The 18565-nt window shown below is 69.6% G+C and carries 21 protein-coding genes and 1 tRNA gene; 10 read left to right on the forward strand and 12 right to left on the reverse strand.

The window, feature by feature from the left end; translation table 11 throughout:
* Window positions 1-12: 12 nt before the first annotated feature.
* Together BY998_RS09895 and BY998_RS09900 are read right to left on the reverse strand one after the other, a co-directional pair.
* On the reverse strand, window positions 13-756 hold the full coding sequence (locus BY998_RS09895; protein ID WP_110351453.1) for a peptidase: 744 nt from the start codon (window positions 754-756) through the stop codon (window positions 13-15).
* A gap of 188 nt (window positions 757-944) precedes the next feature.
* Window positions 945-1820 (reverse strand): transglutaminase family protein, encoded by an 876-nt coding sequence (locus BY998_RS09900; protein ID WP_110351454.1) that lies wholly within the window; start codon window positions 1818-1820, stop codon window positions 945-947.
* Window positions 1821-2005: 185 nt separating this feature from the next.
* Between BY998_RS09900 and BY998_RS09905 the strand changes: the two genes are divergently transcribed.
* Window positions 2006-2635, forward strand: a complete 630-nt coding sequence (locus BY998_RS09905) for a phosphatase PAP2 family protein (RefSeq protein ID WP_110351455.1) — start codon at window positions 2006-2008, stop codon at window positions 2633-2635.
* A 106-nt stretch (window positions 2636-2741) separates the two neighbouring features.
* Here BY998_RS09905 and BY998_RS09910 read toward each other — a convergent pair whose 3' ends face one another.
* From BY998_RS09910 to map, 4 genes are all read right to left on the reverse strand, one after another.
* Window positions 2742-3686: an alpha-E domain-containing protein gene (locus BY998_RS09910; RefSeq protein ID WP_110351456.1), complete on the reverse strand. Its 945-nt coding sequence runs from the start codon at window positions 3684-3686 to the stop codon at window positions 2742-2744.
* 107 nt (window positions 3687-3793) lie between these two features.
* Window positions 3794-5233 (reverse strand): circularly permuted type 2 ATP-grasp protein, encoded by a 1440-nt coding sequence (locus tag BY998_RS09915; RefSeq protein ID WP_110351457.1) that lies wholly within the window; start codon window positions 5231-5233, stop codon window positions 3794-3796.
* Between the two features lie 271 nt (window positions 5234-5504).
* Window positions 5505-6254 carry a DNA repair protein RadC gene (radC, locus tag BY998_RS09920; RefSeq protein ID WP_110351458.1) on the reverse strand — a complete coding sequence of 250 codons (750 nt, stop codon included), beginning with the start codon at window positions 6252-6254 and terminating at the stop codon, window positions 5505-5507.
* Window positions 6255-6265: 11 nt separating this feature from the next.
* Complete coding sequence (gene map, locus BY998_RS09925; protein WP_110351459.1) at window positions 6266-7120, reverse strand: type I methionyl aminopeptidase; 855 nt, start codon at window positions 7118-7120, stop codon at window positions 6266-6268.
* A gap of 222 nt (window positions 7121-7342) precedes the next feature.
* Here map and BY998_RS09930 point away from each other — a divergent pair, with 222 nt between their 5' ends.
* The 5 genes from BY998_RS09930 to BY998_RS09945 all read left to right on the forward strand — a co-directional run bounded on the left by BY998_RS09930 (window position 7343) and on the right by BY998_RS09945 (window position 10519).
* Entirely contained in the window at window positions 7343-7603 is a 261-nt protein-coding gene (locus BY998_RS09930) for a zinc-finger domain-containing protein (RefSeq protein ID WP_110351460.1), read from the forward strand.
* A gap of 37 nt (window positions 7604-7640) precedes the next feature.
* Window positions 7641-8828 (forward strand): FAD-dependent monooxygenase, encoded by a 1188-nt coding sequence (locus BY998_RS09935; RefSeq protein WP_110351461.1) that lies wholly within the window; start codon window positions 7641-7643, stop codon window positions 8826-8828.
* Between the two features lie 34 nt (window positions 8829-8862).
* Window positions 8863-8949, forward strand: a tRNA-Leu gene (locus BY998_RS09940).
* 44 nt (window positions 8950-8993) lie between these two features.
* The gene (locus BY998_RS24295; RefSeq protein WP_181425473.1) at window positions 8994-9164 is read left to right on the forward strand and encodes a hypothetical protein; all 171 of its coding nucleotides are present in this window, start codon (window positions 8994-8996) and stop codon (window positions 9162-9164) included.
* 692 nt (window positions 9165-9856) lie between these two features.
* Window positions 9857-10519, forward strand: a complete 663-nt coding sequence (locus tag BY998_RS09945) for an SOS response-associated peptidase family protein (RefSeq protein ID WP_110351462.1) — start codon at window positions 9857-9859, stop codon at window positions 10517-10519.
* On the opposite strand, the gene BY998_RS09950 is transcribed toward BY998_RS09945, so the two are convergent.
* Complete coding sequence (locus BY998_RS09950; RefSeq protein WP_110351463.1) at window positions 10520-11017, reverse strand: HD domain-containing protein; 498 nt, start codon at window positions 11015-11017, stop codon at window positions 10520-10522.
* A gap of 455 nt (window positions 11018-11472) precedes the next feature.
* Window positions 11473-11673, reverse strand: a complete 201-nt coding sequence (locus BY998_RS09955) for a hypothetical protein (protein WP_110351464.1) — start codon at window positions 11671-11673, stop codon at window positions 11473-11475.
* Between the two features lie 337 nt (window positions 11674-12010).
* On the opposite strand from BY998_RS09955, the gene BY998_RS09960 reads away from it, so the two are divergent.
* Window positions 12011-12451 carry a hypothetical protein gene (locus tag BY998_RS09960; protein WP_110351465.1) on the forward strand — a complete coding sequence of 147 codons (441 nt, stop codon included), beginning with the start codon at window positions 12011-12013 and terminating at the stop codon, window positions 12449-12451.
* A 34-nt stretch (window positions 12452-12485) separates the two neighbouring features.
* On the opposite strand, the gene BY998_RS09965 is transcribed toward BY998_RS09960, so the two are convergent.
* From BY998_RS09965 to BY998_RS09975, 3 genes are all read right to left on the reverse strand, one after another.
* Window positions 12486-13574 carry a phosphatase PAP2 family protein gene (locus tag BY998_RS09965; protein WP_110351466.1) on the reverse strand — a complete coding sequence of 363 codons (1089 nt, stop codon included), beginning with the start codon at window positions 13572-13574 and terminating at the stop codon, window positions 12486-12488.
* A gap of 92 nt (window positions 13575-13666) precedes the next feature.
* The gene (locus BY998_RS09970; RefSeq protein ID WP_110351467.1) at window positions 13667-14920 is read right to left on the reverse strand and encodes a diguanylate cyclase; all 1254 of its coding nucleotides are present in this window, start codon (window positions 14918-14920) and stop codon (window positions 13667-13669) included.
* A 102-nt stretch (window positions 14921-15022) separates the two neighbouring features.
* Complete coding sequence (locus BY998_RS09975) at window positions 15023-15403, reverse strand: hypothetical protein (protein WP_110351468.1); 381 nt, start codon at window positions 15401-15403, stop codon at window positions 15023-15025.
* Between the two features lie 450 nt (window positions 15404-15853).
* Between BY998_RS09975 and BY998_RS09980 the strand changes: the two genes are divergently transcribed.
* The 3 genes from BY998_RS09980 to BY998_RS09990 all read left to right on the forward strand — a co-directional run bounded on the left by BY998_RS09980 (window position 15854) and on the right by BY998_RS09990 (window position 17955).
* Window positions 15854-16393 (forward strand): thermonuclease family protein, encoded by a 540-nt coding sequence (locus BY998_RS09980; RefSeq protein ID WP_110351469.1) that lies wholly within the window; start codon window positions 15854-15856, stop codon window positions 16391-16393.
* Between the two features lie 289 nt (window positions 16394-16682).
* On the forward strand, window positions 16683-16964 hold the full coding sequence (locus BY998_RS09985) for a hypothetical protein (RefSeq protein ID WP_110351470.1): 282 nt from the start codon (window positions 16683-16685) through the stop codon (window positions 16962-16964).
* A gap of 46 nt (window positions 16965-17010) precedes the next feature.
* Window positions 17011-17955: an ABC transporter ATP-binding protein gene (locus BY998_RS09990; RefSeq protein WP_110351471.1), complete on the forward strand. Its 945-nt coding sequence runs from the start codon at window positions 17011-17013 to the stop codon at window positions 17953-17955.
* Window positions 17956-17959: 4 nt separating this feature from the next.
* Here BY998_RS09990 and BY998_RS09995 read toward each other — a convergent pair whose 3' ends face one another.
* Complete coding sequence (locus BY998_RS09995) at window positions 17960-18418, reverse strand: NUDIX hydrolase (protein ID WP_110351472.1); 459 nt, start codon at window positions 18416-18418, stop codon at window positions 17960-17962.
* Window positions 18419-18565 lie beyond the last annotated feature (147 nt).

Below are 18565 nucleotides of genomic sequence, written 5' to 3' on the forward strand. Positions count from 1 at the left end.
CGGAACAGCCTGTTACTGCGGCCCGTAGGGCGGGCGCGGGATCGCGCGGTGCGCCGCGCGCAGGGCCGCCGACCAGCGCTCGCGCAGGTCGTGAAAATAGCCTTCGCCGGCCTCGATGCGGTGGCTCACTTCGAGGTCGAGGTGGCCCCGGCGCTGCACCGCGATGTCGATGGGCAGGCCGACGCCGAGATTCGACCGCATGGTCGAATCCATCGAGACGAGGCCGACCTTGAGCGCGTCGTAGAGATCGGTCTCGTAGGTCACTGCCCGATCGAGGATCGGCTTGCCGTACTTGTGTTCGCCGATCTGCAGGAAGGGCGCCTCGCGGCTGCACTCGATGAAGTTGCCGGCCGAGTAGATCATGAACAGCCGCATCGGCGCGTCGCCGATCTGGCCGCCGAACAGGAACGAGACCTCCATGCGGAGATTGGCCGCCTCGAAGCCGGCCTGCTCGATCTCGCGCACCCGGCGGATCGCCCTTCCGACGAGCTGGGCCGCCTTGAACATGGTGGCCGCGTCCTCGAGCTTCGGCGGCGTCTCGCCCTCGACGTCGTCCACGCCCTCGCGGAGCATGCTCAGCACCGATTGCGTCATGGACAGGTTGCCGGCCGAGGCCAGCAGCATCACGCGCTCGCCCGGCACGTTGAACATGTGCAGCTTGCGGTAGGTCGAGATGTTGTCGAGCCCCGCATTGGTGCGGGTGTCGGCGATCATCACCAGCCCGTCCTCGACGAGCACTCCGACGCAGTAGGTCATGGCGGCACCCGCCTTCGCGAGGGTGCCCGGGCGGCGGGCACGAGGGTCAGGTTTTTCGCATCGCACGCGCCGGCCGGAGGCGGCAAGAGGCGCGGCAGGACAAGTATTTCAAAGCGGTTCCCGCCACCCTGTGCGGCCTCCGCCCCGCCGTGACGAGAGGAGACCGAAGGAACCGATCGGAGACCGGCTCAGCCCTGGGTCTGGCTCTGGGACTGTCCCTGGCTCTGCTGGCCCCGCGCCTGATGCTGGGAGCGGGTCTGCACCTGCTCGACGCGCAGGGCGACGTCGAGGGTCTCGGTGCCGCCGCCCAGGCGGCTGCCGCGGATCGGCGCCGCGCCGAGATAGTCGAGGCCGACGGCGACCCGCACATGCGCCTCGGTCGCCGACATGCCGTGGGCCGGATCGAACCCGACCCAGCCGAGATTCGGCACCAGCGACTCCACCCAGGCATGCCCCGCCTTCTGGTCGTCGCCGTCGTCGCGGCGATAGTAGCCGGAGACGTAGCGCGACGGGATGTCGAGCTGGCGGGCCGCCGAGAGGAAGACGTGGGTGAGATCCTGGCAAACGCCCTTGCCCGCCTCGAACGACTGGGCGGCGCTCGTGCTGGCGCTGGTGGGGCCGGGCTCGAAGATCACCGTGTCGTGCACCGCGGCGACCAAGCGGTGCAGGGTCGCGAGCACGTCGCGCTCGCCCGCCGCCCCGACCTTTTGCGCGAAAGCCGCGAGTTCCGGGCTCGTCTCGGTCAGCGGCGTGTCGCGCAGGTAGAAGAGATCGGGCAGGCGCTCGACCGCGCCGCGGACGATGCCGCTCGTCTCGAAGGTCTCGATCTCGCCGGTCACCCGCACGGTGAGCGCGTCGGTGGGGTCGTCGGCGGTGAACCAGTGGACGAGGTTGCCGAACCCGTCCTCGCGAGCGGTGAGCCGGCCGTTGACGGAGGGCTCGATGCGCCACTCGCGCACGTGCTGCCCGTCGTGATCGCGCGGGGTCAGCCGTAGGATCTGGATCAGGCCGCGGGCCGGCTGCTCGTAGGTGTAGACCGTATCGTGGACGATCCGGATGCGCATGCCTCGATCCTGCCGGGGTGACGGGGCCAAGCTACGGCATGGAACCCGGTTTGGAAATCCGACACGCTGCTCAAAGCGTCGGCAGCACGACACAGCCGAGGTCAGCCACGCGCAATCGAGGCTCGCCCCGGTGAGCGGCGAATCTCTCGGCGGCGAACGATCGCCGGAGATCCGCGTTTAAGGCCATGCTTTCGCAGACCCCACCTCCGCCGCCCCTCGATCGCGCCAAACGCTTCGCCACGCGCCTCGAAGCGGCCGACATCGCCTCCGCCGTGTCGCTCGCCCGCGCGAAGGATCGTCCGGCGGTTCGCGCCCTGGCACGGGCCAGTGAAATCGGTAGTTGGCAGGCCCTGTTCGCCCTCTCCGCCGCCACCCTGGCCTGGGGTCTGGTGAGCCGGGACCGGCGGCTCGCCGATGCCGGGCGCGGCATGCTTCAGGCCGGCATCCTGGCCAGTCTCGTGAAGACGACGGTGAAACGGACGGTCCACCGCACCCGTCCCAACGTGCTGATGGACGAGGGCCTCTACGCGCGCGGCCGGCCGGGGACCGGCATCGGGCCCTGGCAGTCCTTTCCCTCGGGGCACGCCGCCTTGAGCGTCGCCGTGGCCCGGGCCGCGGGGCGCGCCTATCCCGAATTCGCCGGCGTCGCGTCTCTCGGGGCGGCCGGCGTCGTCGCCGTGCAGGTGGTGCGCGGAGCGCATTACCCCGCGGACGTGCTGGCCGGTGCGCTGATCGGTCTGGCAGCGGAGGCCGTCAGTCACGGCGCTTCGCATCCGACGCCGAGCGGGCGCGGCGAGGAAGAACCTGCCCTCTGAGGCAGCGCGGGCCGCGCCCCGACAGCAGGGAGCGCGATCGGGGACTGGAGATCGGCCTTGCGCCCCCGCGCGCAGGGGGGCGGCAGGCTCGATGGCCCGCCGCCGGTCACACCAGATATTGCTCGCTGATCGCCGCGCCGAGGGCGTTGTTCTCCGAGATGAAGCCCTGGATGAACTCGTGCAGGCCGGAGGCGAAGATGCGTTCGATATCGGCGCCTGCGAGCTTCGCCCGCATGTTGCTCGCCAGCCGCTGGCTTTCGCCCCGGCGCCCGTAGGCGTCGGCGATCAGGTCGAGATGCTCCACCAGCATGCGGTAGCAGCTCGCCAGCGAGCGCGGCATCTCGGGGTTGAGGATCAAGAGGTCGGCCACCAGCACCGGCTTGATGCTCTCGCGGTAGACCCAGTGATAGGCGTTGAAGGCCGAGACCTCGCGCAGGATCGTGGTCCACTGGAAATAGTCGAGCGAGCCGCCGACCCGCTCCGAGGCCGGCAGCAGGATCTGGTACTTCACGTCGAGGATGCGGGCGGTGTTGTCCGCCCGCTCGATGGCGGTGCCCGCCCGGGTGAACCAATAGGCGTCGTTCCGCAGCATCGTCCGGTAGGCCGAGCCGTCGAAGGTCAGCGAGACGCGCTTCACCCAGTCGAGGAATTGCGTGAACTCGTCCCGCGAGAGGTCGCGGCCTTCATACGAGCGCAACTCCAGCCACGCGCCGTTGATCGTGTCCCACATCTCGGTGGTGAGCGCCGTGCGGATCGAGCGGGCGTTTTCCCGCGCGGTGGCGATGCAGGAGCGGATCGAGGACGGGTTGTGGTGTGAAAAGGCGAGGAAGTTGCAGACCGTGTGCTCGTTGACCGAATCGTAGAGTGTCTTGAACAGCTCGGGATCGCCCGCCGAGGACAGGGCCGAGGCCCACTCGTTCGAGGTGCGCCCGCCGTAGCTCGACGGCAGGGCGGCCAGCCGCAGGGCGGCGTCGAGGATGCGGGCGAGGAAGTCCGCCCGCTCGGCGTAGCGCGAGAGCCAGTAGAGGTTGTCGGCAGTCCGGGACAGCATGGGGTCAGCTCGCGGGCGCGTTGGCGACCGGGTCGGCAGATGCGCGGTGTTTCAGCACCGACGCCGCCCGGCTCGCCGGAAGAATGCGAAAGAAACGGGCAAAACGCTCAGGCATCGAGCACCCAAGTGTCCTTGGTGCCGCCGCCCTGGCTCGAATTGACCACGAGCGAGCCCTCCTTCAGTGCGACCCGCGTCAGGCCGCCCGGCACGATGCGGATCTCGTCGGCGCCCGCCAGCACGAAGGGGCGCAGGTCGACGTGGCGCGGGGCGACGCCGGAGGCGACGAAGGTCGGGCAGGTGGAGAGCGAGAGCGTCGGCTGGGCGATGAAGTTGTCGGGCGCGTGCCGCAGCTTCTTGGCGAACTCGTCGATCTCGCGGCGCGTCGCGTGCGGGCCCACCAGCATGCCGTAGCCGCCCGAGCCGTTGACCTCCTTCACTACGAGGTCCTTGAGGTTGTCCATCACGTAGGAGAAGGCCTCCTTCTCCCGGCAGCGATGGGTCGGCACGTTGTGCAGGATCGGGTCCTCGCCGGTGAAGAATTTCACGATCTCCGGCATGTAGCTGTAGACGGCCTTGTCGTCCGAAATGCCGGTTCCGACCGCGTTCGACAGCGTGACGTTGCCGCGCTCGTAGGCGTTCATCAGCCCCGGCACGCCGAGCACCGAATCCGGCCGGAACACCAGCGGATCGAGGAAATCGTCGTCGAGGCGACGGTAGATCACGTCGACCCGGCGCGGACCTTCGGTCGTGCGCATGTAGACGACCTCGTCCTTCGTGAAGAGGTCACCCGCCTCCACCAGCTCCACGCCGAGCTTGTCGGCCAGGAACGAGTGCTCGTAGAAGGCCGAGTTGTAGCGGCCGGGGGTCAGAAGCACGACCGTGGGATCACGCGTCGCGGAGGCCGGCGCGAGGCTGCGCAGGGTCGCGAGCAGCGCGTCGGGATAGTTCTCGACCGGGGCGACGCGGTGGCGGGAGAACAGCTCGGGGAAGAGCCGCATCATCACCTCGCGGTTCTCCAGCATGTAGGAGACGCCGGAGGGCGTGCGGGCGTTGTCCTCCAGCACGAAGAAGTCGTTCTCGCCGGTCCGCACGATGTCGATGCCGGCGATGTGGACGTAGAGGTCGTGCGGCACGTCGAAGGCGCGCATCTCCATGCGGTAATGCGGGTTACGGTAGACGAGGTCGGGCGGGATGATCCCGGCCTTGATGCATTCCTCGGCGCCGTAGATGTCGTTGATGAAGGCGTTCAACGCCGTGACGCGCTGCTTGAGGCCGCGCTCCAGGAAATCCCATTCGGGCTTCGTCAGCACCCGCGGGATGATGTCGAAGGGGATCAGCCGCTCGGTCGATTCGTTTGCGCCGTAGACCGCGAAGGTGATGCCGATGCGCCGGAACAGCATTTCGGCCTGGCTGCGGCGGGTGTTGAAATGCTCCGGCGGCGTCTTGTCGAGCCAGGCCTTGAGGATGTCGTAGGCCTCGCGCACGGCCGCCGGTTCGAGCCCGCCCGCCCCGCCCCCGTTCATCTCGTCGAACGCCGTGTGCGCCATCCGCGCGGTTCCCCCTGATGTCTCGCCCTGCCGGAGCAAGAGGCAGGCCACCCGGAAGGTTGCCGCACGTCCCGTCCCCGCCTCGCCTCAACCTGCCGTGGCACGAGGGCCCCGGACGGCGATTGCCCATGATCCGCTCGGCGGCGGATTTGCCGGACAACCTGTCATCGATGTAGCGGACGCTTTGCGCGGGCCTATCCCCGATCCCGCACCGATTGCGGATGGCGGCGGCGAAAAAGGCGATGCCGCCGGCGGCCTCTCACCACGCGCGTCAGATCAACTTGAGCCCTTTCAGGCTGGCATGTCCGTCACGGCCGAGGATGACGTGGTCGTGCACCACGATGCCCAGCGGATCGAGCACGGTGACGATCTCCCGCGTCATGCGGATGTCGGCCCCCGAGGGCGTCGGATCGCCCGACGGGTGATTGTGGGCCAGGATGATCGCGGTGGCGGAGAGTTCGAGCGCCCGGCGGGCGACCTCGCGGGGATAGACCGGCGTATGATCGACGGTACCGCGGCCCTGCACCTCGTCGGCGATGAGGTGGTTGCGCCGGTCGAGGAACAGCACCCGGAACTCTTCGCGGCCCGAAAAGGCCATGGTGGCGCGAAGATACTCGATCAGGGCGCTCCAAGAGGAGAGCAGCGGGCGCGCGGCGACCGCGCCGCGGGCCAGCCGCCGGCCGGCGGCCTCGATGAGCTTGAGGTCGGCGGCGACGCCGGCACTGACGCCCTCCACCTCCATGAGCCGGGCCGGCTCGGCGCTGACGACCTCGGCGAACGAGCCGAACCGGTGGATCAGAGCCTTGGCCAGCGGCTTCACGTCCCGCCGCGGAATCGCCCGGAACAGGGTGAGTTCGAGAAGTTCGTAATCGGCCAGCGCCTCCGCGCCGGCTTGCGCGAAGCGGGCGCGCAGGCGCTCGCGGTGGCCGTGATAGTGCGGCGTCTCCTCGGCGGACGCCGTCGGGGCCGGCGCCTCGGCAAGGCCCGGCAGGGCGGGCGGATCGGCCGTCCGGCGGGTCATCCCCGGGGCCGTCAATCGGCCTGGGTGCCGTGGGGCTCGATGCCGTGAGGTTTGGGCTGGTCGAGCCCCTTGGGCGAGAGCGTGAAGATCTCGTAGCCGTCCTGCGTCACCGCCACGGTGTGCTCGAACTGTGCCGAGAGCGAGCGGTCGCGGGTCACGGCGGTCCAACCGTCGGAGAGCACCTTCACGGCGGGCCGGCCGAGATTGATCATCGGCTCGATGGTGAAGAACTGGCCGGGTTTGAGCGGTACGTCGTAGCTCGCCTCGACGTAGTGCAGGATGGTCGGCGCGTCGTGGTAGACGCGGCCCAGGCCGTGGCCGCAGAAATCGCGCACCACCGAGCAGCGCTCGGATTCCGCGTAGGTCTGGATCGCGCGGCCGATATCGTTGGTGGAGCCGCCGGGCCGCACCGCGCGGATGCCGCGCATCAGCGCCTCGTAGGTGATCTCGCACAGGCGCTGCGCCTTGCGCGGCACCTCGCCGATATAGGCCATGCGGCTCGAATCCCCGTGCCATCCGTCGAGGATCAGGCAGCAATCGAGATTGACGATGTCACCCTCGCGTAGGGGCTTGTCGTTGGGGATGCCGTGGCAGACGACGTGGTTGATCGAGGTGCAGATCGACTTGCGGTAGCCGCGGTAGAACAGCGAGGCCGGGTAGGCGCCGTGGTCCATCCCGAACTCGAAGGCGAGCTTGTCGAGATGCTCCGTCGTCACGCCGGGCTGGGCGGCCTCGACGAGGAGGTCGAGCGCTTCCGCCGTCAGGCGGCCGGCGCGGCGCATCCCCTCGAAGCCTTCCGGCCCATGGATCGGCGGCTCGGGGGCGCGGCGCCCGCCTTCGGCGAGGGCTTGCTCTTCACGGCTCATGGAATCGGGCGCTTCGGCAGGAATGCGAGGTGGTCGCTTCGTCTTACGCCGCCCCGGCGGCGGCGCCAACCCGACCTGTCCCGCGCGAGACCGGATCGCACGGGGCCCGATCGAGACGGCGCGGCGGCTTCCTTCGCGCTCCCTTCGCCCGGCCGGATCGCTTCCGTCTAGGATTGCGGCCGCGAACGCGCTAGACCACGGGCTCGATCTCAGGGACGAGCGATGGCTGACAAGGCGGTTCCCCACTACCACAATCAGGCCGGCGTGAGCGTGATCGCGGTGGGCTCCAAGGAGTTCATGTGCATCGGGGCGCTGCCGCCCTTCGACCATCCCCACGTCTTCCTCGACATGGGAGCGGACACCGAGATCATCTGCGAGTACTGCTCGACCCTGTTCCGCTACGACCGGGCACTGAAGCCGGGCACCGCGGCGCCGGCCGAGTGCGTCTGGCACGACGAGACGCCCGAGACGAAGGCGGCCTGACGGTCGGACGCCCGGGCCAAGCCCCGCAAGCGACCCCATGGCGGCGCTCTCCATCGTCATCGTCGGCGCAGGAATCGGCGGCCTCACCGCGGCGCTCGCCCTGTCCGGGGCCGGCCACGCGGTCACGCTGGTCGAACGCCGCACGGGCTTTTCCGAGGTCGGGGCGGGCCTCCAGCTCTCACCGAACGCCAGCGCCGTTCTGATCGGGCTCGGCCTCGGCGCGGCCCTGCGCCGGGCGGCCGACGAGCCGCCGGGCGTCACGGTGCGGGCGCTGGCCACGGGCCGGGTCATCGGCGGCATCCGCCTCGGCCCCGCCCTGCGCGAGCGCCACGGAGCGCCCTACTACGTCATCCACCGGGCCGACCTTCAGACCATCCTGCTCGACGCCGTGCGCGGGCGCCCCGACATCCGCCTCTGCGTCGGCCGCGAGGTCTCGGACCTGCGCGAGCGCGAGGACGGGGTCAGCCTGACCATCACCGGCATCGACGGCGGCCGCAGCGAGACCTTGAACGCCGACCTCCTCGTCGGCGCGGACGGCGTGCGCTCCTCCCTGCGGCAGCGCTTCGACGACCGGCCCCTGCGGCTCCACCGCGAGGCGGCGTGGCGCGCCGTCATCCCGCGGGAGGCCGCGCCGGAGATGCTGCAGGGCGACGAGACCGGGCTGTGGCTCGGCCGCCGCCGGCACGTCGTCCACTACCCCATCAATGGCGGCCGGCGCCTCAACGTCGTGGCGATCGTGCCCGAGCGCGAGGGCGACGAGGATTGGGGCCGGATCGGCGATCCCGCGGCGCTGCGCGACCATTTTCCGGACGCGGCCGCCCCGCTCGTGAGCCTGATCGGCCTGCCCGATGCCTGGGTGGTCTGGTCGCTGGTGGACCGTCCGGCGGCGCGGCCGATCGCCCGCGGCCGGATCGCGCTCCTCGGCGACGCGGCGCATCCGGTGCTGCCCTTCCTGGCCCAGGGCGCGGCGCTGGCCATCGAGGATGCGGCGGTGCTGGCCGCCGAACTGGCCGGCCAAGACGACGTGCCCACGGCGTTGGACCGCTACGCGCAGGCGCGCCTGCCCCGCGTGCGCGCCGTGCAGCGGGCGGCCCGCCGCAACGGCCGCTTCTACCATGCCGGGCGCCTGATCGGCTTCGCGCGGGACACGGCGATGCGGCGGCTCGGCCCCGAGGGCATGAGCGCGCGCTATGCCTGGATCTACGGCTGGCGCCCCCCCGCTTGATCTGCCCCCGCGGGGCCGCTACCGCTGCGGCGATGCGGACGTGGCGGAATCGGTAGACGCACGAGACTTAAAATCTTGCGGCCCCAGGGCTGTGCGGGTTCGAGTCCCGCCGTCCGCACCAATCTGCTGAAATTGCAAGCACCTCAGCAAGATACTGACCCGCAGGTGTTTTTCGGCGCCCGCCGCTACAATGTCGCCATTCCCATGACCTCTCTGAGCCGCGCCGCGAATGGCGACTGGTTCACCCGTGAAGGCATCCCGAAGGACATCCGAGCGGCCGACAAGGCGGCCTATGGCCTGTTCCAGGAGGAACGTTTCCAACGCCCTGGGAGCTAGTCCACAGGCGCGGCCAAGGGGGAGCTATGGGTGGGACACGACCGTGACGGGACCCATCGAGGCGCTGAGGGCGGCTGCAAGGGTCAAGGGCTCACGCCGGGTGTCGCGCACCGGCCGACGGGCCGATGGTACGCGTGGTCCGTCGTCCGGCAAGAGGATGAGCCCGAGGGCGTGGGTAAGGACATCATCGAGCGGCTTGAGGCGGCTCCAGCGGTGTCGAGAACGCCTGCCTTCAAGGCGCCTTCCGCCTGGCGGTCGCCCTACGCCGCCTCGCTCGCCGCTTCGGCTCGCTCAGGGTGACCGTAGCGGGCTTCAACATCTTCGTGAGCGCTGTCCCGTCAGCCTGCCGACGCTGCCTCGTTATCGTTCAAGGCGAAGATGCCTGCCTCTGCGCTGCGTTGAGCCGCCTTTGTTCGTGCCGCTAGAATAGCCTTAGCTGTCGCCGGAGATCGTCTGACGATCCAGGCTTCATGGCGAGCGCGGGGGTCGCACACAGAGCGTTGCCGGCGTGATTTCACGTGTGCCCCCTGGAAATAGAGGGGGGAGCTTAGTCAGGATGAGCCGAGCAGTGGCAATGGCAATTTCTGCGAGGATCGCTTGCAGCGCCGGTATTCCCCCGCCGAACAGTTTTCACCCTACGGGGAGCTGGCAAGCGGGTACTAAGCGTGAGGCTCGACCGCTAAGCTGGCCCCATGTGCAACCTCTACAGCCTCAACCGCCCCCAGGATGAGATACGGCGCTGGTTCGACGTGAGCCGCGACAGCGCCGGCAACCTGCCTCCCATGCCCGGCATCTTCCCCGACCAGATGGCTCCCGTGGTCCTGGCCGGGAAGGAGGGGCGTGAGCTGACGATGATGCGATGGGGCATCCCAGGGCCGAAGGCTTACGGGGAGCATCCCGTCACCAACGTCCGCAACGTGAAGAGCCCGCACTGGCGCCCGTGGCTCAAGCCTGAGTTCCGCTGCCTCGTGCCCGTCTCATCGTTCAGCGAGTATGCCGACACGAAGCCTCGTAAGACGCCCGTGTGGTTCGCCCTGGACGATGACCGGCCTCTGTTCGCCTTCGCCGGCATCTGGCGGCCCTGGACGGGCGTGAGGGGCACCAAAAGGGAGAACCCCGACAGGGTCGAGGAGGAGCACGAGTTGTTCTCCTTCCTCACGACCGAGGCGAACGGCGTGGTCGGGCCCGTTCACCCGAAGGCGATGCCGGTCCTCCTCACCACGAAGGAGGCGTGCGGGGCGTGGCTTGAGGCGCCCACGGAAGAGGCCCTGAGGCTGCAACGGCCGCTCGCTGATGGGCTCATGAAGGAGGTGGCGAGAGGCGAGCGTCACGATGGAGATGCCCAGGCTCGCTGACTATGAGCCTGTGTATCCCAGTGCAGCGGCGGCTTCCCGGAGTCTCGGTATGGAGGCTGCGTAACGAGCGGTGACACTTTCCATGTTCGGAAGCTGCCGCTCGATGCTCGCGTTGTCTTCGTTGTCCGACAGTTTGATGAGGATTGCCCCGAGGTTTCTCGTTTCAATCAGGGCAGTGATGCGCTCGGCGTAATTCATGGGCTCATCCGTCTTTGTAAGAAGGCGAACCATCTCGATCACTTCGGGAGCATACCCCGCGCGAGCTAAATCCTCCGGTGTCGTTTTCGTATCCTCGATCACGTCGTGAAGGTAGGCGGCCTGCAACACGTGCTCGGGATTGACCTTCAAGCCATCGACCTCGAGGGCATGGCGGGCGCGCTTATCAGCAGCGGCAGCGACGCGGTTGATGTGCCGGATGTACGGTTTGCCACCCTTGTCCACTTGGCCGGCGTGCGCTTGAGCCGCGAACTGATGTGTGTCGAAATTCGTCGGCGGCACCGTACCCTCTCCGCGCAGGCTTATTGGCCCTCTCCAACGAGCCACATACTGGCGAGTTTCCAGAAAGGCCTGCTACTTAAGTGCATTACAGGCATAGGCTTCAATCGCCCACGACGGATGACTTGAGGCTGCAACGAGTGCTGCCTGATGGCTCACGCAATGCGGTGCGGTGCGGGCCGAACGTCGCGATGGATCGGCCTCCTAGCTAAGCGCGGCCGGTATCCGTCGAGCCCTCGGCAGCCGCTACAAAGCCTTTCGCTCGCCCTCGACAAATACCAACGTTTTGAACGCATGAGGTGATACGGAGGATCTCCCGCCGTCCGTACCAGGCTATTTTTCGGCGCCCGCCGCTGCAAAGCGTCGATTCCATCAGACCACCTGCCCTCGGCGCCAAGTCATGCTCAAGCTGCGGCTGGCGCAGGACGGCGCGGCCCGCCCTTGCGAAGGTGCCGCGCTCAGAGCGCCCGCCGCTTGGCCGTCGCCTTACGCCGTCTCGTTCTCCGCTTCGGCTTGCCCAGGGTGCCCGCCGCGGGTTTCAGCATCTCCGCGAGCGCCGCACGCTGCTGGCGACGCACCGCGTGGGCCGCGTGGCCGCCCCACCAGCCGAGCGTTCCGTTGACGGATGAGAGCCATAGGCTGAGCGCGGGATTCTTCATGGTGCGATCTCCGTGGGGTCAACGAGGTCGACCGAGATCGGTTCGCTTGCGTGCCGGCTCGGCCTCGGAGCCTGTAACCGCCCCTTCAAGTCCGCCTCCCATGACGCGCGCTCGATGAAACATACCCTGGTTCGAATTTCCGACGGCGTGGACCGACAGGCCTCTCATGCCATCCGTCGCTCTTCGCTGCGGGAGCAACGAGGGCTCGCTGGCTACGATGGTGTGCTGGAGCATCCCGGGGCCGAAGGCTTAGGGCGAACACCCTCAGGCACGCCTTCCACAGCGCTGAGGCGGCCCGCGCTCGACGCCACCGGTCATGCCGTGCGAGCCTTGCGCGGTGTCCATCACCAAGCCCAAACTCTGCGCGCTGCTCGCCGAAGCGCCCGACGTCCCGGAGTGCGAGCGCGTCGCGGCATTCCTCCGCGATCCGGCGGTGCAGCTCATCGACAACCCGTTCTCGGCGACCCGCGCCGCCGCCGCGCGCAACACCTGGGCCGGCAGGAGCTTCGATTTTCGCGTCATGGGCGTGGAGGCGGTGGGCCTGTCGGCGTTGGTGAGCGCCCTCGCCCGGCTTCCGGTCTCGGAACCGCTGATCGAGGAAGTCGCCCGCTCCGGGCCGCACACCGCATCCATCGTCCTGAGCGCGGATCGCGGCCGTCTGATCGGCGTGGCCCTCTACGGCAAACCCGGCATCCCGCTCCCGCGCTTCGTCGCGCGCTCGCCCCGCCGCCGCCGGGTGGCCTCGACCCAGCTCGACCTGTTCGCCGATGCCCTGTGAGGCGCCGCACTAGGCGCCTTCGGTTCGCGAGCGGCTAAGAATGCTTCTCGGCGCCCATCGCCGCGAAGCGGCCGCTTCCCGGCAACGCCCGCGGGTCGGGCATCGCCGCACGCCGCCCCTCGGAGGCGGCTGGGAGGCGGCGCCGGAAGTGCTGATACGACACCAACAGAATCCCCATCAGCGTCCCCGCCGCGACGTCCGGCAGGTAATGGCCGCCCGCCCCGACCGTCGCGACGATGATCGCCGCGTTGAGGAGGAGCGCCAGCGGGCCGAGCACCGGCACCGGGGCAAGCGCCCAGGCGGTGAGGACCGCAAGCGCCGCGTGGAACGAGGGGAAGGTGACGAGGCCGCGGATCTCGGAGAGGGCGAGCGTCGCCATCGTACCCTCTCGGAGGGCCTCTAGCGCGTCGAGGTGCCAGAGGGCGCCCACGGTCTCCAGATGACCGGCCGGATAGGCCTGCGGCTGGTAGAAGGCGTAGGGCCCCACCGCCGGCCACAGGGCCGAGAGCAGCACCGAGGCGAGCAGGGCCAGCGAGAACAGGCGGGCATAGGCCCAGAGGCGGGAGACCCGCGAGACCGCACTCAGCGCGATGACGACGAGGCCGACCTGCGGGCCGCTCGAATGGTAGGCGAGCGCGAGTCCATGGGACAGATCCGGATGCGCGGCCAGGAAGCCGAGCCAAGCCTTCCAGTCGAAGCCCAAAGCCGCCTCGAACCCGGCGAGCCGGGAATCGGCGAGCGGCGCCGCCAGGGTGGCCGTAAGATAGTGAAGGACGGCGACCGCGGTGGTGAAGGCCGCCAGATACGCGCTCGACAGCGCCATGGCCCTGAGCTTGGGTTCCGGTTTGACGGCACTGAACAACAGGGCGAGCGCGAGCAGCACCGTCACCGTGCCGGCCACCGTGATCAGGCCGGGCCAAGCGATGGCGATGCCGGCCGCGGTGAGCCAGACCGCATCGATGACGGCCACGAGGCCCGTCACGATCCAGAAACCGACTCCGGGTGCGGCGAGGCCCGCCGAGAGCGCACGCTGGGACGAGCCGGCCCTGGATCTCCGAGCGAGGTCCGGCGCCTGTAGGCGCTCCCGCGCCGCGCCGGCCCCGCGTTCCGCATCAAGCAGCATCCGTCGGTCGTTCCCCACCGTCCGCGACCGATCCGGTCACCCCGCGGAGGGGAAGACGCGGCAGAGCGGGGTTTGGTTCGGAGTGTGCGGCCTCAGGCCGAGGGTGCCGCCGTCTGCGAAGCCCCCTGGCTCGGCGCCGGCCGGTTCGCGTTCGCCGCCGGGCTGAAGCTCTCGACCCGGTCCCGTCCCTCGTTCTTGGCGGCGTAGAGGGCGAAATCGGCGGCCCGAAGCAGGTCGATCGCCCGGATGCCCAGTTCACGCGTCCGGCCGCGGGCGGCGGTGACGCCGACGCTGACGGTGAGCCGCGTACCCGCCGGGCGGCCGGGATGACGGATCGCGAGATCCGCGACCGCCGCGCGGATCGCCTCGCCCGCCTCGCGCACCGCCGACGGCTCCGCATCGGGTAAAAGGGCGACGAATTCCTCGCCGCCGTAGCGCGCCGCCAACCCGCCGCGGGCCGCGACGGAGGCTTGGAGCGCCGCCGCGACCGCGACGAGGCAGCGGTCCCCCTCGGCATGGCCGGCGGTGTCGTTCAGCAGCTTGAAGTGGTCGATATCGACGAGGATCACCCCGAGCCAGGCATCGTCCCGTCCCGCGTGCTCCCAGACCGTCTCCAGTCGCTCGGAGAAATGCCGGCGGTTGGCCAGGGTGGTGAGGGAGTCGGTCTCCGAGAGGACGGTCAGGCGCGCATTGGCGCGGGCCAGCGCCTCACCCTGGCGCTTGACCCGCAGGGCGATGAGGAAGGTCTTCCGCGCCTCCCATTCCCGGGAATAGCTGAGCTTCAGCGGCACGAGGATGAGGCCGGAGACGAGGAGCGGCAGGCCGCTATGCCCGGGGCTGTAGAGCCCGAAGGCGACCACGAGGCCGGCGTAGAGCGCGAGCGACGCGCCGCAGAACCAGAGGCAGTGCCGGAACGGCAGGGGCGCGATCAGCCCCACCACCAGCGGCACGATGGTGGCGATGATGACGTAGACGTCGGTGTGCGGCGCGGGCGCGAGACGGGCGCTGTTGAGGACGACGACGATGTCGACGAGGACGGTGGCCAGCACCGCGATCGAGATCCGTGTCACGGTCGGCCGTCCCCGCAGGGAAGCGATCGCCGCCAGCGCCACCGGGCAGAACAGGCCGAGCGTCATCGCCAGCGGCACCGCGAAGCCCTCGGGACCGAACACCTCGCGGTCCATGATGAGGGACAGGACGTTGAACAGGGTGAAGAGGCCGAGCCACGATTGGACGTGGAAGCCGCTCTGACGCTCGGTCTCGGCCCGGAACTGCGCTTCGAGCGGGTCGGGCAATCTGAGCCGATACCAGGGTCGGCTCAATCCGGCTTCGATAGGCGAAAGCATCGATATGCCAAGCAAGCCTCGAGGCGCCGATGGTAGCTGAGCCATTGCCCTTCGCTCAATACAAAACGATAGCGGCGAGACGAGAAAGCACCGGTCGTCGCACTATTCGCCGGGTGGTGTCGAAACCGGCTCGCCCGCCGCGCCGTAGCCGCGCCGAGCCGCCTCGCGGTTGACGATCCCGAAGCGAAGGACCGCCTCCTCCAGGTAATCGACCGCCCGCACGAGTTGCCGGCGCGCCCGCTCGATCGTCTCCTCGGGATCGTCGCCCGAGGTTTCCGCCAGCGTGACCGACGCAATCAGCACCCGGTCCCGCTCGTCCTCGATCCGCCGGTCGCGCTCGATATGGCCGCGCACCTGCGCGTCGAACGGTCCGATCACCGCCCAGGGGAAATCGTCCTTTCGGCCCGAACCGGGAAAGGCGGCGGCGAGCCGGCGGGCCTGCGCGGCGGCGCTGCGCACCAGATCCTCCAGCCTGATCTCCATCGTCTACCTTCCCTTCCCAGCCGCCCGAGATGGCGCACCGTCATCTGTGCCCGCAATCCACACCCGGCAGGCACGCCCCGAGGGCCGGCGCCCGGTGCCTTACGGGAACGGCCGAGGCGGGCAAGCTTTCCGTAGCGCGTGCGGACACCAATGCGACCTAGAGGCCCGCCGCGACCGAACGCGTCTCTCCCGGCTCCGAGCGGCGGAGCGCGACGACCCCCGCGCCTGCGGAGTCGGATGCGACGCTGCCATGAGGTTGCGACATGAGGCCAGCCACGAAATGGGCATAACCTCTGCTTTAGGGTTTTCGGCAAACGCTCGCTCCGCCGCCGGACCCCGATCGGACCCGAGAGCGACCGGGCGTTTCGTCAGCAACACGTGAGCGACCCCCACGTGAGAGTCACTGGCCGGCGCCGCCGCATCGGCGCGCCGGAAATGCAGGGTGCATTGATGAGACGAACGGGATTGCTCGGCCTCGGCGTTCTCGCCCTCGCTGCCGCCGGAACGGTCGGAACCGATCCGTCCCGGGCCGGCGAGAGCGTGAGCGGACGGCCCCGCGTCCTGACCGGCGATACGCTGGTCGTAGGCGGGCGCATCGTCGGCCTCTACGGGGTGGCGGCGCCGGGCCTGACGCAGACCTGCCTGAACGCCAAGGGCCAGAGCTACGCCTGCGGCACGCGCTCGGCCAGGGCGCTGGCCGTCCATCTGAAGGACGCGACCGTCACCTGCCAGATCCGGGAGACGGATGCCTACGGCCGCGCCCTCTCCGTCTGCCACCGGGACAAGGAGGACGTGAACGCCTGGATGGCCGAGAAGGGCCTCGCCATGGCCGAGCGCGGCGGCAAGGCCGCCTATGTCGGCGCCGAGACCCTGGCCTGGGGCAAGCGCCTCGGCCTGTGGGCGGGCTCCTTCGAGGACCCGACCGCGCAGAAGCGGACGAGCTACTCGCGCGCCAACGCCATGGCCGACGCGCAGCCCGAGGCCCGCTGACGCTCCTCCATCCGACCTGGACAGGGCACGCAGCCGGGGCCGATCCGCGCAGAACGGCCCGCAGCGCCGAAGCGTGCGGTGAGCAATGGCACCGGGCGAACCGCGGCGCGGCCCTGCGCCGCTTGCGATCGCTCCGGCCCAGTGCCACCTAGGCGCTTGCGCGCAACGCAGATCGGCCGATCACGTCGGCCGGTCACCCCGCGAGCCTCACCTTCCTCGGCCGCCCGGAGCGGCGGAATGCGGCCTCGAGCGGGACCGGCGGCGTGCATCAGGGAGTGATTGAGAAGCCATGCGTCGCCCGATCGCCGTCTCCGCCCTTCTGCTCGCCGGCCTGATGGCGGCCGCGCCCGCCCTCTCTCAGGATGCGGGTGATCGCCGAACAACCCCGACCGGGCGCACCGTGACCGCCACCGGCCAGACCAAGCCGCCAACGCCGGGCACGGCGCAGGGGCAGATCTCCCCGGCCTCGCAGGACCAGATGCTGAAGGCACAGCGCGCCGCCCGCGACCGCGACAAGGCGTGGGATGCCAAGATGAACAAGACCATGGGCTCGATCTGCAAGGGCTGCTGACGGCAGGGTTTCCGAGCATCGAGGCCGAGACCCGGCCGCTCCCGGCATGATCCGGTTCGAGGGCGTCACGAAACGCTTTCCCGGCGCCGATCGCCCGGCCGTGGACGCCCTCGACCTCGTGGTCGCGGAAGCCACGACCTGCGCCCTGATCGGTCCCTCGGGCTGCGGCAAGTCCACGACCCTGCGCATGGTCAACCGCCTCATCGAGCCGGATACGGGCCGCATCCGCATCGGCGAGCGGGACATCGCCAGCGTCGATCCGGTGACCCTTCGGCGCGGCATCGGCTACGTGCTCCAGGGCGTCGGCCTCTTTCCCCATCGCAGCGTCGCCCAGAACGTGGCCACCGTGCCTGCCCTGCTCGGCTGGCCGCGGGCGCGCATCGCCGCGCGGGTGGAAGCGATGCTCGATCTCGTCGGGCTCGAACCGGACCGCTTCGGCGACCGGCGTCCCGACGCACTCTCAGGCGGTCAGCGCCAGCGGGTGGGCGTGGCCCGAGCACTCGCCGCCGACCCCGACGTGATCCTGATGGACGAGCCGTTCGGTGCAGTCGATCCCGTCGCCAGGGATCGCCTTCAGAGTGAGATCGGTGCGATCCTGAAGCGTCTGCGCAAGACGGTGATCCTCGTCACCCACGACATCGGCGAGGCGATGCGGATGGGCGACCAGATCGCCCTGATGCGGGACGGGCGCCTCGTGCAGGCCGGCTCGCCCGACCATCTGCTCGCCGCTCCCGCCGACGCCTTCACGGCACATTTCCTGGGCGAGACGCGGGCCCTGCGGCGCCTGGAGCGGCTTCAGGCCCGCGACTTCGCGCAAGCCCCGGCGGCGGGCGAGGCGGCGCCGGCGATCCCGGAAGAGGCCAGCCTGCAGGAGGCGCTCGACCGCATGCTCGAGACCGGCACCGATCGGGTCACCGTCGGCGACCGAAGCCTCACCCTGGAAGCCGTGCGTGCCGCCGCGCGGGCGGCACCCGGCGAAGGCGGGGACTGAGCGCTCAGCCCTTCTTCTTCGCGTCGCGGTTGCTGGCGGCCCGAATCAGACCGGCCAGGCCCGACTCGATCACCGCGTCGGCCGCCTCGGACGGTGAGAACCAGCGTGCCTCGCGCTGGCCGCGCTCGGGAAACTTCTTGAGCTGCTTGCGCACCTCGAGGGGGAAGACCTTCACTTGGCAGAGCACCGCGTCACGGTTCTTCAGCCGCTTCTCGTAGAGGTAGAAGCCGAGCGGGCGCTTGCCGACCTGACCGACCACGCCCGCCTCCTCGTAGGCCTCGCGGGCGGCGGCCTCGTAGGGCTTGCGGCCCTTCATCGGCCAGCCCTTCGGGATGACCCAGCGCCGGGTCTCGCGCGAGGTGACGAGCAGAATCTCGGTCCCGCCATCCGGGGTCCGGCGCATCGGCAGCACGCCGACCTGCGGCCGCGCCTCGCGGCTAATCTCGATCGGGCCGGACGTCATTCTTCTGAAACGCCTCGCGTCCGGCGCGGTTCGCAACCGGCCCATGCCTTCGGGCACGTCCCGACGGGTGGGCGAAACAGACAGAACCACTTGAAGCTATGATGACGGGAAAGCACGTCGCCGTGACCGAGGGCTGCCGTCGCGCCG

Source organism: Methylobacterium sp. B4 (assembly GCF_003201865.1).
Classification (GTDB): Bacteria; Pseudomonadota; Alphaproteobacteria; order Rhizobiales; family Beijerinckiaceae; genus Methylobacterium.